Source organism: Alphaproteobacteria bacterium SS10 (assembly GCA_019192455.1).
Taxonomy (GTDB): Bacteria; Pseudomonadota; Alphaproteobacteria; order TMED2; family TMED2; genus TMED2.
The window spans coordinates 1,457,995-1,472,960 of sequence record JAHCML010000003.1 but is presented as its reverse complement, the minus strand read 5'-3'; the positions used below and the strand labels follow the sequence as shown (position 1 = coordinate 1,472,960).

Here is a 14,966-nt window from a genome sequence, read left to right as displayed (position 1 = left end):
CCAAACTCGGAAAAATCGCCCGACTCGACCCCCAAAGAGGTGCCAACCCAATCCCCCCTACCGACGGCACCTCTGGGGGACGGTCGATTTTCTGAACGAGTTTCTAATTGGGACTAAATTGCGGTTGTCTCTGCCTTTCAGCCGCTGAAGCCGGGTTATGGTTACGGGAGATAGCCATACCCGGCGTCTCATTTCCTCCACATATCACTGCTAATCCTTGCCTTGATCGCCTGCTTTGCGGCACAGCGATAGGATCGTTTTTTGTTTGGATTTAGTGGTTTGTTATGCGCTTAGCGCCTGCTTTTGATCCCCGTACCAACCCCAATCAAGGCGGCGGCGGCGTCGCCGGCTGCCATGTCATTGTCCTGGGCAATGAGAAGGGCGGTTCTGGTAAGTCCACGGCGGCCATGCATGTAATCGTTGGCCTACTGCGCCAGGGCTACCGGGTCGGTGCCATCGATCTTGATGCCCGCCAAGGCACGTTGAGCCGATATTTCGAGCGCCGGGTTGCCCGACGTGATGCCACTGGTGGGGATCTGCCGTGCCCAACCCATCGCGCCGTGTTCCGATCTGAGGCTGATACCCGTGAGGCGATGGAAGCCGAGGAGCGTTCCGCCCTTGATCACACCATCCAAGCACTGGCCATGGATCATGATGTGTTGGTCATCGATGCGCCGGGCTCTGACAATTATCTAAGCCGCCACGGCCATTCCTATGCGGATACGCTGATTACCCCGATGAATGACAGCTTCATCGATCTGGATCTGCTGGCGACGGTGGACCCGGAAACCCTCGCCGTGATCCGGCCCTCGGTTTACTCGGAACTGGTCTGGGAGACACGGAAGCGGCGTGCCATGCGGGATCGGGGTTCAATCGATTGGATCGTTATGCGCAATCGCCTGGGCCATATTGATGCTCGCAATAAGCGCGATATTGCGCAGATCCTTGAGCGGCTGGGCCAGCGAATTGGTTTCCGCCAGGCCCCCGGCTTTGGTGAGCGGGTGATCTTCCGGGAACTCTACCTGAAGGGGCTTACCCTCCTCGATTTGATTGAGGATGGTGAGATTGCCCTCAACATGTCCCATGTGGCGGCCCGGCAAGAGGTGCGCAGCCTGATCGACCAAATCCGACTACCGCCGCTTGCGGAGTTCCGACCCGTCGCGAACTAAGCCCGGTTGTGGCCAGGACCGCAGCGCGGTATCACTAAGGGGTCGATGACCGGCGCCATTCGGCGACCATGCCGGTCGACCAAGCACGCTTAAAAGAGCTTCTCATGACACGACCGGTGCGTAAGGCGGTTTTCCCGGTAGCAGGCCTGGGAACCCGGTTTCTGCCAGCAACCAAGGTAATGCCCAAGGAGATGCTGGCCCTGGTTGATAAGCCACTGATCCAATATGCGGTTGAGGAGGCGAGGGCCGCTGGCGTCACCAGCTTTGCCTTCGTGACGAGCCAGGGCAAAACCCTGATCGAAGATCATTTCGATACCCATGCGGAGCTCTATGAAACTCTCGAGCGGCGCGAAAAGGCGGCCGAGCTTGAGGCCGCAAAGGCAACAGAGATTACCGCCGGTGACCTCGCAATCTTCCGCCAACATGTACCGCTTGGCCTGGGGCATGCGGTTTGGTGCGCACGCCACTTCGTTGGTGATGAGCCCTTCGCGGTTATCCTGCCCGATGACGTCATCCTCGGTGATCAGCCTGCACTGAAGCAGATGGTTGAGGCTTATGCCGATACCGGTGGCAACATGGTGGCCGTAGAGGAAGTGCCGCGCGACCAGGTCAATCGCTACGGCATTCTAGATGTTGATCAGGATGATGGCCGCCTGGCCAGCGCGACCGGCTTGGTTGAGAAGCCAGACCCCGCCGATGCGCCATCCAATCTCTCAATCATTGGTCGCTATATTCTGCAGCCAGAAATTTTCAAGATGCTGGAGAGCCATGAGACCGGTGCAGGCGGTGAAATCCAGCTTACCGATGCCATGGCAAAGCTGATCGGCCCGATGCCATTCCACGGCTTCCGCTTTACCGGCACCCGCTATGATTGCGGAACCAAGGCTGGTTTCGTTGCGGCCAATTTGGCGTTTGCCCTGGCGAGGGAAGACTTGGCCGAGGATGTGCGCCGCATGACATCTGATCTGCTTATGGCGGAGGGGTAGGGCCATGCGTATCGCGATGATCGGTACTGGCTATGTTGGCCTGGTTTCCGGTGCCTGTTTCTCAGAGTTCGGGCACGAGACCACCTGTGTTGACCTCGACACTAATAAGATCGAACGCCTGCGGTTGGGGGAGATCCCAATCTATGAGCCTGGCCTGGACACCCTGGTGCGCGGTAATGCGGCCGGTGATCGTTTGTTCTTCACCACCGATCTGGCCGAGGCGGTAAGCACGGCGGATGCCGTCTTTATTGCGGTTGGCACACCCAGCCGTCGCGGCGATGGCCATGCTGATCTGACCTATGTGTATGAGGCGGCGAAACAGATCGCCGAGGCGATTGACGGCTATACGGTGGTGGTCACCAAATCGACGGTGCCGGTGGGGACCAGCCGAGAGGTTGCCCGCATCATCCGGGAAACCAACCCGGATGCCGAGTTTGACGTTTGCTCAAACCCTGAGTTTCTGCGTGAGGGTTCAGCGATCAATGACTTCATGCGCCCCGATCGTGTGGTGATTGGCACTGATAGTGAAGCGGCACTGGATGTCATGCGAGCGCTTTACCGTCCGCTTTACCTCAATGAGACGCCGATCCTTCAGACATCACTGGAGACGGCGGAACTGACCAAATACGCCGCCAACGCATTCCTCGCGACCAAGATCACCTTCATTAATGAGATGGCGGACCTTTGCGAGAAGGTAGGCGGTAACGTGCAGGATGTGGCCAGGGGTATCGGCCTTGATGGCAGGATTGGTCGGAAGTTTCTGAATGCCGGTCCTGGCTATGGCGGCTCTTGCTTCCCGAAGGATACGTTGGCGCTGGTTAAGACGGCTGCCGATTACGAAAGCCCGGTGCGCATCGTTGAGTCTGTGGTGCGGGTTAATGATCGCCGCAAGCGCGCGATGGCTGAGCGTGTGCTCGCCGCGCTGGGTGATAAGGCTAAAGGGGCCAATGTCGCGGTGCTCGGCGTTACCTTTAAGCCGAATACCGACGACATGCGGGATGCGCCTAGCCTTGATATTATTCCAGCCCTGCAAGAGGCGGGCTGCAAGGTCACCGCGTTCGACCCTGTTGGGATGGATGAGGCGGCAACCCATTTCCAGGATGTCACCTGGGCCGAAGGCGCCTACGAAGCGCTTGAGGGGGCCGATTGCCTGGTGCTGGTGACTGAGTGGAATGAATTCCGCGCGCTGCAGCTTGATCGCCTTAAGGCCGCCATGAAGACACCGCTCGTCGTCGATCTACGCAACATTTATAAGCCGGATGAGATGGCCGAGGCCGGTTTCCATTATGTCTCCGTTGGGCGCCCAGCCGTTGGTGCGCCAGTCACAGAACAATAATCAAAGGGGCCCATGACCCATGGCTGATACCCATCAATTTGAACAAACCATTCTGCGCGAATACGACATCCGCGGGATCGTTGGTGAGAGCCTGAACCGCGAAGATGCGCTGGCCCTTGGTCGCGCCTTCGGTGCCATGATCGCCGAGACCGGTGGCGGCAATAATGAAGTTTGCGTCGGCTATGACGGTCGGGTCAGCTCCCCAGATATGGAAGAGGCTCTTGTTGAAGGGTTGGTCAGCTCAGGCATGCGGGTGAACCGCGTGGGTTTGGGCCCGACGCCAATGCTCTACTTCTCCGTTAAGCATATGGGCGCTGCTGGTGGGATCATGGTGACGGGCTCCCACAACCCGCCTAACTATAACGGCTTCAAGATGTTGACCGGTGGTGGCCCACTCTTTGGTACGGCCATTCAAGATCTTGGTAAGCGCGCCGCCGAGGGGCGGTTTGTTGCCGGCATGGGCGATGCTGAGAAGGTTGATATCTATCAGGCTTATATCGATCACCTGCTCGCAATTGCGGATATCCCAAACGAGCTAAGCGTGGTTTGGGATTTCGGCAATGGTGCCTCTGGCGCGGTGGCAAAGCCATTGCTGGCCAAGCTGCCGGGTAACCACATTTCCCTCTATGAGGATGTGGATGGCACCTTCCCCAACCACCACCCGGATCCAACGGTTCCAGCTAACTTGGTGGATCTGCAGGCCGCAGTGGCCGAGCATAAGGCCGATATTGGCGTCGCGTTTGACGGTGATGGCGACCGGATCGGCGCCGTCGATCAGAACGGTTCAATCCTGTTCGGGGACCACCTGATTGCCATCTATGCCGCTGAAACCCTGGCACAGCATCCAGGCGGGACAGTGATTGCAGATGTGAAGGCAAGCCAAACTCTGTTCGATGAGATTGCACGCCTCGGCGGTGAGCCGGTGATGTGGAAGACCGGGCATAGCCTGATCAAAGATAAGATGAAGGAACTCGACGCCCCGCTGGCAGGGGAGATGAGCGGCCACATCTTCTTCCGTGAGAATTATGGGTTTGATGATGCGCTCTACTGCGCGATCAAACTGATCTCCATCGCGTCCAAGGCCGGCAAGCCGGTTTCAGACCTTATCAGCCACATGCCATCCACCCACAGCACACCGGAAACCCGGTTCCAGGTGGATGAGGTGCGTAAGTTCCCAGCCATTGAAGAGGTTCAGGCTCGCCTGGCCGCCCAATCCGATCTGGACGTGAATGACATGGATGGGGTTCGGGTTAATACGCCAGATGGCTGGTGGTTGCTTCGTGCCTCCAACACCCAGGACGTTCTTGTCGCACGGGCAGAGAGCACAAGCCCAGAGGGGCTAGAGCGCCTGAAGGATATGGTCCGTCAGCAACTGGCTGAAAGCGGGATCGACGCCCCTTCAGATTTCTAACTGTTTTCGAATTTTTGCCGTACATTGCCAGTGTTAGTAGTAGTCGCTGCGCAATGTGTGGCAGGCAATGTTTGAGCGAACAGATTGGTCAAAGGTCCCACGCTTCTGGGATGATGGCGGATATCTGAGCGGTAGCGATCAGTTCGCCGTCGCTTCTTTCGCTGTGTCTGAAACTCTCATGACACCGCATCAGGCCCTGGGGCCAGATGCAGCAGAGTCTTGGCGCCAGGACATCTATGAAGCAGCCCGTACGATAGAGATGGATACCTACCTGAAGGCCAATCAGCCGGAGGGGGGCAGCACAGATCTTGGGCATGTGCCCGGGCCGCTGGATGTGGAGCTCGACTACGATAAGGATGCACGGCAGTACGTCTTTAGGGTGTCATCCACCATAACCGATGACCGTGCGGAGTATCGGATCGCGGGTCGGCCGATTACCCGGATGGCCAATGACTATCGGCAAGACTTTGTAGTTGGCATGTCTCGCATGCTGCGATCAGGCAAAACTGTGGCGCAATCGGTGATCACCGAGATGGACCGTCTTCGCAAGGGGCAGCATATGGCAGCGGCTGGTGTTGTTCAGGATGCTCTATATGGCGCTGGGTTGGCACCGCGCGATGCCGATGATTCCAAGGCCATCTTCACCCTGCTTCAGAACGTGGCGCCCATGAGCAATCAGGTCGCAATGGGGATGTCTGAATTGTATGAGTTCTCACCGAAGCCGGTTATTCGCGATAAGCCTGATTGGCGCCCGTGAACCAGGCAGTCTAGCGCGGCACTGACAGAGTGATGGTCTGGCCGCCATGGCCGTGAACGCTGTCATGGGCGCGGATTGTGACTTCATTGATCCCAAAGGGAATAGCCACACGGCTTAGGCTTCGCGTAAAGGGCTGCTCGGTCACATGGGGATGATGCAGGACCCGGGTGCCTAGGACGTCGCCATTGGGGGCAACCACATCAAACGCGTCGGCGTAATGATCCCAACCTTCATCGGCATGCTCAATGGTCGCGGTCACCCGGTACTCGTTGCTGGAGCCGGGTAGGGGGCTGATCTCGGCGCGGATAACATCAGCTTCGCCAGCCGCTGCATTCATTGTGATGGCGGTGGATGAAATGAAGGTGGCGGCCGGGACGGCCGCCATACCTCTAATCATTGGCTGGTGGTGTTACGAACGGCGAGGCAGCCAACGCCAGCTCGCTCAAGCTGATCACAGGCATCACGTGCGGTATCTTTATCGAGGCCCGCAAGGCGTGCGCGATAGAGCGTACCACGACCCGTGACGATCGGCTTAATTAGTGGCTCGGCCCAGCTCAGCAGGCCAGGCGCCAGTGAGACGGCCTTGGCAATTGCGGCGCTGGTGCGATCCTCACTGCGGAACGCGCCGACCTGAATGCTCCACCCGCCCAATAGGCTGGTGAGGGCCGTTGGTTCCGTTCCGATTGAGGCGACGGGGATCTCGTTGTTGACCGGGTGATCCTGCTCAAGCTCTGGCGCAGGATCGACATTCGGGCTGACATCGCCCTGACCATTTGGCGTGGCATCGGGCTGCACATACGGGCCGGAGCCAGCCACAACCAGGCGAGGCGTCGCCGATGGTTTCTCATTCGGTTGGGGCACTAGAGCCGCCGATGGCTCAAGCGTCAGCATATCCTCTGGCGCCACATCGGGCTGTGGTTCGGCAACGGCCGCGCGCTCAGCCAGGCTAGCAACGGCGATGGCGGTGGCTGGGCTCTCAACGAACTCAGGCTTTTGCATCTGGGCTACCTGCAGCAACCGCTCCTCTGCCACGGTGGCGGCGACAACGGTGGTGCTCGATGGGCGTGCCTTAGGAATAGGGGGGATGCCAGCCAAGACAAGGTTACGGCGGGAGGCTGTCGCAAAACCACGGTCCAGCAGCTTCACCGTGTGGTTGTTACGGCGGGCGGCGGTGCGACCACCAAAGACAACACCGATGATGCGGCGGCCATCCTTCTGTGCGGAGGCGACGAGGTTAAAGCCACTGGCGTTGATGTAACCAGTCTTTATGCCGTCGACACCGTCATAGCTGCCGAGTAGGCGATTGTGGTTCCGGTACTTGCGGCCCGCATACTCAAAACGGCGCGTGGAGAAATAGCTGTAATATTCCGGATAGCGAGAGATCAGTACGCGGCCAAGGGTGGCCATATCCCGTGCCGTCGACCGCTGATACCGGTTTGGCAGGCCGCTCGCGTTACGGAAGGTGGTGCTCGCCATGCCCAGGCGGCGTGCCCGCTCAGTCATTTTCCGTGCGAACTGGATTTCAGAACCGCCGAGCCGTTCAGCAATGACGACCGCCACATCGTTGGCTGATTTGGTCACCAGCGCCAGAATCGCATCTTCCATCCGGATCGTGCTGCCCTGCTTGAGGTGCAGCTTGGATGGCTGCATGCCGGCAGCGCGTTTGGAAACTGGTAGGCGTTCGTCGAGTGAGATCTGGCCCTTCTCCAACGCCTCAAAAACCATGAACAGGGTCATGATCTTGGTGAGGGAGGCGGGGAACAGGCGTTTATCAGCCCGGTCGGATGACAGCACCTCACCGGTATAAGCATCGATAACAATCGAGGCGTATTTTGAGTTCGCGAACGCTTGGTTCAGCGGGGCGAGGCCGATTATCGCGATGGCAGTCAGGCCAATCAGTGCCGCGGAAAGCAGTTTTGTCGCTTTGCGAGCGCCTGGCTTGGTGGTGCCAAGTGCCTGATTTTCACTATGAAAATGTGAACCGCAGACATCTGTCATTGAGGGGGCTTTCAATCATTGGTCCAGGAAGTTACGAAAATGGTATGTGCTGAACCTCTGGCTGTCCATGTCTTTGACGTATCACCATTTTTCCGTCTTGCCGGTGATTCATCGATGCCACAATGCGCTTAAAATACCGTCTACTTTTATCTCGAAATTATCGTTTATGTTGCGGTGCACAAAAAATCCGTTGACATGAATTAGGTCATTCCCATATCCATTGTCGTGTTGCAGTGCAGCAAGGTCGGGTGTAGAAGCTTCCTCGTGAGGTCATCCGATTGATGGCTGAGCGATGCAACCAGAACAACCGTATGAGACGGGACACGGACAGAAACATGAGCGAACAACCAATCAAGAAGCCGGCTGCGCCGACTGCCAAACCAGCTGTTGCTAAGGCTCCGATTGCCAAGCCTGCTGCCGCACCAGCGCCAGTGGCTGCGAAGCCAGCGCCAGCCGTTGCAACCCCGGCTCCAAAGCCTGCGGCGCCAGTCGCTAAGCCAGTGACCGCGAAAGCGAAGCCTGCTGCTAAGCCCGCCGCTAAGCGCCCTGTTAAGGCTGCTGCCAAGCCAGCGGCGAAGAAGGCAACCAAGCCTGCTGCTAAAACCGTTGCTAAGAAGCCAGTTGCCAAAAAGGTGACCAAGAAGGCAGCACCGGTTAAGCGCGCAACCACAGCCAAGGCTGCACCGAAATCAACCAAGACCACTACCAAGCAGACGAAAGTCGCTAACCCCTACTTCTCTGATAAAGGAATGATGATCATGAACGCCAACGTTATGGGTAACTTCGAAGAACTTCAAAGCCTCGGCAAAGACAACGTCGATGCCGTCGTCGCTTCCACCAAAATCTTCTCCAAAGGTGTGGAAGACCTGACCCGCGCGATGTTCGACCTCGCTCAAAACTCTGTTGAGCAGTCTGTTGCTGCTAGCCAGGCTCTGATGAAGGCGAAAACCTTCAAAGAAGTCACCGAGCTGCAAAACGACCTCGCTAAGAAAAGCTTCGACCAGTTCGTCGCTGAAGGCACCAAGATCTCTGAAATGTCGATCAAAGTTGCCAACGACGCTGCTGAGCCACTCGCCAGCCGTGTGAACGAAGTTGTGTCCAAGTTCGTCGCTGCTAGCTAAATCGCACTGCGATAGCAGGGCAGGGAGCGTTCCCAGCCCTCGCGATAAGATAACGCCCTGGTCAATCGGCCAGGGCGTTCTTGCGTTCTGGGCTGCTGTCTGGGGTTAAGTTGCCTTGATTTGGTGGATTACTGCCCAGGATCGGGATTTTCTCGCCTAATTTCCGAGAGATTTGCCGGTCAACCCTTTGAACCGCTGCGGCGCATCCAATATCATTAAGGGTGGGCAGTCATACTTGCCCGGGTTCAGTGGCCGAGGTCGGTGCGGCGCTGGACTGTCACCCACCTCTTCACCGCGCCTTGAGATTACTATCCGTGCCCCATTCTGACGTTTCCAAGATCAATGCCCTGTTCCTGCCGACGGCATCCGCGGCGGGTTTACGTGGCGTGATGCCGCGGCTGTCAGACCCGAATCGCTTCGATGATGATGGCGATAATGATGGGGGTAGCGGTACCGGTGTCGTCGTTAAAACCAGGACAAAGACGAAAAAGCCGTCGATGTACCGGGTTCTTATGCTGAATGACGATTACACTCCCATGGAATTCGTTGTTCACGTTCTCGAGAGGTTTTTCAACAAGACCCGCGAGGAAGCAACGCGTATCATGTTGCATGTGCACAAGCGGGGCGTCGGTGTCTGCGGCGTCTTTACCTATGAAATCGCCGAGACCAAGGTCCAACAAGTGATGGATTTTGCCCGTCAACATCAACACCCGCTCCAATGCACACTGGAGAAGGAGTGATCACCTCCCCATGTATAAAACAGCGCCGCAAAATCAGGTGCGCATTAATGAAGGAGTAGCGGGATCAGCATCATGATAGCCGCTAGGCCTACGGAGACACCGGCACCGGAAGCGAAAGGACCCCGGTATGTTATCGCGTAATTTGGAACAGACGCTGCACCGTGCTCTTGGCTATGCGAATGAGCGCAGCCACGAATACGCGACGCTAGAGCATCTGCTGCTGGCTCTCACCGATGATCAGGATGCGGTCGCCGTTATGCGCGCCTGCAATGTCGACCTGGACAAGATCCGTGGCGACGTCATCGATTATCTCGACAATGAACTTTCAAACCTTGTGGTGAGCAGCCCAGAGGATGCGAAGCCAACTGCTGGCTTCCAACGCGTCCTGCAGCGTGCCGCTATCCACGTTCAGTCATCCGGCCGGGAAGAGGTGACCGGGGCCAATGTGCTCGTCGCCCTATTCTCTGAGCGGGAGAGCCATGCGGTCTACTTCCTGCAAGAACAGGATATGACCCGCTTCGATGCGGTGAACTACATCTCGCACGGTATCGCTAAGGTACCAGGCAAGTCCGACACCAAGCGCCCGGTTAGCGGCGCTGATGAGGAAGCCGGCGGGGAGAAGGTGGTCAAGAAGGGCCGCGAGGCACTCGATGCCTACTGCGTAAACCTGAATGAGAAGGCCGCCGGTGGTAAAATTGATCCGCTGATTGGTCGTGAGCATGAGGTTGAGCGGACGATCCAGATCCTCTGCCGCCGCTCCAAGAACAACCCGCTTTATGTTGGTGATCCTGGCGTCGGCAAGACCGCCATCGCTGAGGGCCTAGCCCGACGTATCGTCAATGAAGAGGTGCCAGAGGTTCTGCTCGAGGCGACCATCTTCGCCCTCGATATGGGCGCGCTGCTCGCCGGTACCCGCTATCGCGGTGACTTTGAAGAGCGTCTGAAATCTGTCGTCTCGGAGCTAGAGCAGATCGATAAGGCGGTTCTATTCATCGATGAGATTCACACGGTCATCGGCGCTGGTGCCACCTCTGGTGGGGCCATGGATGCGTCGAACCTGTTGAAGCCAGCGCTCGCCAGTGGTGACCTGCGTTGCATCGGGTCGACCACCTATAAAGAGTACCGGAATTACTTCGAGAAGGACCGCGCGCTGGTCCGCCGGTTCCAGAAGATCGATGTGAATGAGCCGTCGCTCGACGATGCGGTCAAAATCCTCATGGGCATCAAGCCTTACTATGAGGAGCATCACGGCGTGAAATACACCGCCGACGCGATTAAGACCGCGGTTGATCTGTCCGCCCGTTACATCGGCGATCGCAAGCTGCCGGATAAGGCGATTGACGTGATCGATGAGGTGGGCGCTGCCCAAAACCTCGTCCCGCAGAATAAGCGGAAGAAGCAAATCTCGGTCAAAGATATTGAGGCCGTGATTGCACAGATCGCGCGCATCCCCCCGAAATCTGTCAGTCGGGATGATAAAGAAACCCTCCGCGGTCTTGAGAAGAACCTGAAGACCATGGTCTTCGGTCAGGACAATGCAATCGATGCGCTTGTTAGTGCCATCAAGCTTGCCCGTGCTGGCCTTCGTGACCCAGAGAAGCCAATTGGTAACTACCTGTTCTCAGGCCCGACCGGTGTTGGTAAGACCGAGGTGGCGCGCCAGCTGGCGATGAACCTAGGCATTGAGCTGACCCGCTTTGACATGTCTGAGTATATGGAGCGTCACTCGGTCAGCCGATTGATCGGCGCACCGCCAGGCTATGTCGGGTTTGATCAAGGCGGCATGCTTACCGACGCCGTGGATCAGCATCCACACTCTGTCCTGCTGCTCGATGAGATCGAGAAGGCGCACCCGGATCTCTACAACATCCTGTTGCAGATCATGGATTACGGGAAGCTGACCGACCATAACGGCAAGACCGTCGATTTCCGCAATGTGATCATCATCATGACCACCAATGCGGGCGCGGCAGAGCAGGCGAAGCCAGCGATTGGTTTTGGTTCCATGGTTCGCTCTGGCGAGGATATGGAAGCAATCAACCGAATGTTCTCACCTGAGTTCCGGAACCGGTTGGACTCAATCATTCCATTCGCACCGCTGGATGAGAGCACCATCGACAAGGTTGTCGATAAGTTCGTCATTCAGATGGAAGCTCAACTCGCGGATCGTGGTGTCACGATTGAGCTGTCTAAGCCTGCGCGTCAGTGGATCGCGAAGAAAGGCTATGACCCATTTATGGGTGCGCGCCCACTTGGCCGTGTGATCCAGGAGCATCTGAAACAGCCATTGGCTGAGGAGTTGCTGTTCGGTGATTTGACCCGAGGCGGTGTGGTTCATGTGGACCTGAAGGATGGCAAAATGGTGTTCTCATTTGAGGAGACCAAGCCAGCCACCAAGCCAAAGAAGCCAGCCAAGAAACGCACGACGAAGAAGAAAACGTCAGGCGGTGGCGGTGACGGTAAGCCGCTGGAAGAAGTCACCTAATTCGGCTCCCATTGCGGTTGATACCGACAAGGCATTAAGAACGGCGGTGTGCTTCACCGCCGTTTCTTTTTTGGGATTGTTGGCCATGGGACCAAATTCGCTGCTGACCGGTGTTCGGGTTGTGGAACTGGCCCAATACCTTCCGGCCCCCTATGGCACGCAGATCCTGGCCGACCTTGGGGCGGAGGTGATCAAGATTGAGCCCCCGGGCGGTGACCCCATGCGCCACCTCGATCAGGAGGGTGATGGTGACAGCCCGATCTATCAGGCGATCAATGCCGGTAAGGTGGTGACCCGCTTAGACCTTAAGTCCGATGACGGTTTGGGCCAGGCCAAGCAGCTTATCAGTCGTGCCGATATCCTGGTTGAGAGCTTTCGGCCGGGAACCATGGACCGCCTTGGCTTGGGGCATGCCGCGCTGATCGAAGATAATCCTAGATTGGTTCATGTCGCCCTATCCGGCTGGGGCCAAACCGGCCCCTATGCCATGCGGGCGGGCCACGACATCAACTATGGTGCGATTGCCGGAAGCTTTGCCGCCTCTGGCACGGAGGAGCGGCCAGTTGCGCCATTCCCACCGATGGCGGATATGGCAAGCGGCATGATGGTGGCGATTGCCGCGCTGGCTGGCATCCATAAAGCGGGCCAAAGCGGGCAGGGCGGTTTCTACGACCTCTCCATCATGGAGACGATGCTCGCCTGGCAGTCCTTTGGCCTGGCTGAGGCTGTTGCTGGTAACCCAGTCAAACGCGGTGCTGGTCTGCTCAGCGGTGGTGCTGCCTGCTATCAGTTCTATCAATGCGCGGATGGGGCGTGGTTAAGCGTCGGCGCGCTGGAAGAGAAGTTCTGGGCAAGGTTCTGTGAGGCTCTGGAAAGAACCGATCTAATCCAACGGCAGTTTGAGAGACCGCTTCCGCAGACCGGCTTGGTGGCTGAGGTCGCCTCGATCATTGCTACCCAAAATCGGGATGAATGGATGGCCGTCTTTCAAGACATCGATTGCTGTGTTGAACCGGTCTTGGGTTGGGACGAGATCACTGAACATCAGCACGTTCGCAAACGAGGGCTGGTGGCTGATGGGCAGGTGTTGAGCGGGCTTAAGCTCGATGGGAAGGGCCCCCAAACACGGCAACCTGTTCGAGAGCTAACGAGCCAGGCAGCGCTGATGCTCTGGGATTAGTCCCCCTGCTTATAAGGGCTCTCTTCGCCCAGATATTTGATCTGGCGATTAATCGCTGGGCGTTCGCGGGTTAGGAAGTCATCCACCGCTTCGCGGAAGCGTGGGTTGTAGATGAAGTGGGCAGAGTAGGTTTTTGTTGGCAGGTAGCCGCGCTGGATCTTGTGTTCACCCTGGGCACCGGCCTCAACCAATTCCAGCTTATGCTCAATCGCGAAATCGATCGCCTGGTAGTAGCAGGCCTCAAAATGCAGGTTCTTATACCGATCAAGGCAACCCCAGTTGCGGCCATAAAGGGCGTTGCCGCCAATCATGTTGAACGCACCGGCAATCATCTCACCGTCATCTTCGGCGGCAACCAGCAGGCACTTATCGGCCATCGTCTCCCCGATCATGTGGAAGAAGTCTCGGGTTAGGTAGGCGCTGCCCCACTTGCGACCACTGGTGTCCAGGTAGAATTGGAAAAACCGGTCCCAAACCTCCGGTGTTAGGTCATCGCCGGTCAAATGGCGCATGGTCAAGCCGGTTTCCGCCACCTCACGCCGTTCCTTGCGTACGGCCTTTCGCTTGCGGGAATTGAGGGCGCCTAGGAAGTCATCAAAACTCTCATAGCCCTGATTATACCAATGGTATTGGCAGCCCGTTCTTTGCAGCCAACCGGCATCGCCAAGGGCTGTCCATTCCTCCTCGGTTAGGAAGGTCACATGGATTGAGGAGATGTCGTAGCGCTCGCCGATCTGCTCCATCCCACGCGCGGCAAGGTAGTAGAGCCATTGCTTGTCCGCGTCGGGGCGCACCAGGATCCGTGGGCCAGTGACAGGGGAGAAGGGGACGGCCCCTTGCAGCTTTGGATAGTAGTCGCCACCCGCACTTTCCAACGCATGGGCCCAGCCATGGTCAAAGACATACTCGCCCTGGGAATGCCCTTTGAGATAGAGCGGGGCAACCGCGACCACATCGCCATGCACAGGGCGCTTGATCAGCATATGGGCCGGTAACCAGCCGGTATCTGCCGTGGCTGATCCGCTGGCCTCCAACGCATGCAGGAAGTCGTAGCTTAGAAACGGGTTATCGGTCCCGGCGCAGGCATCCCACACGTCGCGGTCGATCTGGTCGAGGCCGTGTGCGACCTCAACTGTCAGCTGGTTTTCGGGATCTGCGGTATCGGGCATGGTTGCCTTGGCTAATCAGGGACCACCACAGAGGATGGTGCGCCGCAGCGCAGATGCAAGGGCAACCCTGCCCAACACTTACTTCAGGCCAACAATTGCCTCGATCTCAACCGCAGCATTCAGGGGCAGATTGCCCATACCAACAGCGGACCGGCTATGGCGGCCAGCGTCACCCAAAACCTCACCCAGCAAGTCAGAGCAGCCGTTGGTGACGAGGTGGTGGTCAGCGAATTCAGGTGTGGAGTTAACGAAGCTGGTCAGTTTGATGATCCGATCAAACTTTGACCAATCGCCGTCAATTGCACGGTTCAGCTGGGCCAAAATGTTAAGGGCGCAATGGCGTGCCGCCTGTTGCCCGGTTTCCAGATCAACCTCGGCGCCCAGTTTTCCAGTGGCGAATAACCTACCGTCTAGCAGTGGCAACTGGCCGGAAATGAACAAGAGGCTGCCATGCTGCACGCTGGGCACGTAATTAGCGGCGGGTGCGGCGGCATTGGGCAGGGTTAACCCCAGCTTTTGTAAAGTTTCTTCGATCATGGCGTTGGTGTTTTCCTGTGAGGGTGGTGGTTTGTTCGCGTGCCTATGAAGGCTGGCCAAATCTCTCCCTAAATTGC

Annotated in this window: 13 protein-coding genes; 9 read left to right on the top strand and 4 right to left on the bottom strand. The window is 57.5% G+C overall.

What is annotated here, in order from left to right; genetic code table 11:
* The first annotated feature begins 284 nt into the window (after positions 1–284).
* From KI792_07160 to KI792_07140, 5 genes are all read left to right on the top strand, one after another.
* Complete coding sequence (locus KI792_07160) at positions 285–1,169, top strand: AAA family ATPase (protein ID MBV6632795.1); 885 nt, start codon at positions 285–287, stop codon at positions 1,167–1,169.
* Between the two features lie 104 nt (positions 1,170–1,273).
* Positions 1,274–2,155 (top strand): UTP--glucose-1-phosphate uridylyltransferase GalU, encoded by an 882-nt coding sequence (galU, locus tag KI792_07155; protein ID MBV6632794.1) that lies wholly within the window; start codon positions 1,274–1,276, stop codon positions 2,153–2,155.
* A 4-nt stretch (positions 2,156–2,159) separates the two neighbouring features.
* Positions 2,160–3,491, top strand: coding sequence for a UDP-glucose/GDP-mannose dehydrogenase family protein (locus tag KI792_07150; GenBank protein MBV6632793.1), 1,332 nt, complete (start codon positions 2,160–2,162; stop codon positions 3,489–3,491).
* Between the two features lie 19 nt (positions 3,492–3,510).
* A complete protein-coding gene (locus KI792_07145; GenBank protein ID MBV6632792.1) occupies positions 3,511–4,902 on the top strand; it encodes a phosphomannomutase/phosphoglucomutase in 1,392 nt (463 codons plus the stop codon).
* Between the two features lie 67 nt (positions 4,903–4,969).
* Positions 4,970–5,659: a hypothetical protein gene (locus KI792_07140; GenBank protein ID MBV6632791.1), complete on the top strand. Its 690-nt coding sequence runs from the start codon at positions 4,970–4,972 to the stop codon at positions 5,657–5,659.
* A 10-nt stretch (positions 5,660–5,669) separates the two neighbouring features.
* Here KI792_07140 and KI792_07135 read toward each other — a convergent pair whose 3' ends face one another.
* Complete coding sequence (locus KI792_07135) at positions 5,670–6,044, bottom strand: hypothetical protein (GenBank protein MBV6632790.1); 375 nt, start codon at positions 6,042–6,044, stop codon at positions 5,670–5,672.
* A gap of 8 nt (positions 6,045–6,052) precedes the next feature.
* Positions 6,053–7,657: a serine hydrolase gene (locus tag KI792_07130; GenBank protein MBV6632789.1), complete on the bottom strand. Its 1,605-nt coding sequence runs from the start codon at positions 7,655–7,657 to the stop codon at positions 6,053–6,055.
* Positions 7,658–7,992: 335 nt separating this feature from the next.
* On the opposite strand from KI792_07130, the gene KI792_07125 reads away from it, so the two are divergent.
* From KI792_07125 to KI792_07110, 4 genes are all read left to right on the top strand, one after another.
* On the top strand, positions 7,993–8,778 hold the full coding sequence (locus tag KI792_07125; GenBank protein MBV6632788.1) for a phasin family protein: 786 nt from the start codon (positions 7,993–7,995) through the stop codon (positions 8,776–8,778).
* Between the two features lie 389 nt (positions 8,779–9,167).
* Positions 9,168–9,518 carry an ATP-dependent Clp protease adapter ClpS gene (clpS, locus tag KI792_07120; GenBank protein MBV6632787.1) on the top strand — a complete coding sequence of 117 codons (351 nt, stop codon included), beginning with the start codon at positions 9,168–9,170 and terminating at the stop codon, positions 9,516–9,518.
* A gap of 127 nt (positions 9,519–9,645) precedes the next feature.
* Positions 9,646–12,003 carry an ATP-dependent Clp protease ATP-binding subunit ClpA gene (gene clpA, locus KI792_07115; protein ID MBV6632786.1) on the top strand — a complete coding sequence of 786 codons (2,358 nt, stop codon included), beginning with the start codon at positions 9,646–9,648 and terminating at the stop codon, positions 12,001–12,003.
* Between the two features lie 85 nt (positions 12,004–12,088).
* Positions 12,089–13,183, top strand: a complete 1,095-nt coding sequence (locus KI792_07110; protein ID MBV6632785.1) for a CoA transferase — start codon at positions 12,089–12,091, stop codon at positions 13,181–13,183.
* Here KI792_07110 and KI792_07105 read toward each other — a convergent pair.
* Together KI792_07105 and KI792_07100 are read right to left on the bottom strand one after the other, a co-directional pair.
* Positions 13,180–14,352 (bottom strand): N-acetyltransferase, encoded by a 1,173-nt coding sequence (locus KI792_07105; protein ID MBV6632784.1) that lies wholly within the window; start codon positions 14,350–14,352, stop codon positions 13,180–13,182. The two genes, KI792_07110 and KI792_07105, sit on opposite strands and share 4 nt — an antisense overlap.
* Positions 14,353–14,430: 78 nt before the next feature.
* Entirely contained in the window at positions 14,431–14,889 is a 459-nt protein-coding gene (locus KI792_07100) for a RidA family protein (protein MBV6632783.1), read from the bottom strand.
* Positions 14,890–14,966: the final 77 nt, after the last annotated feature.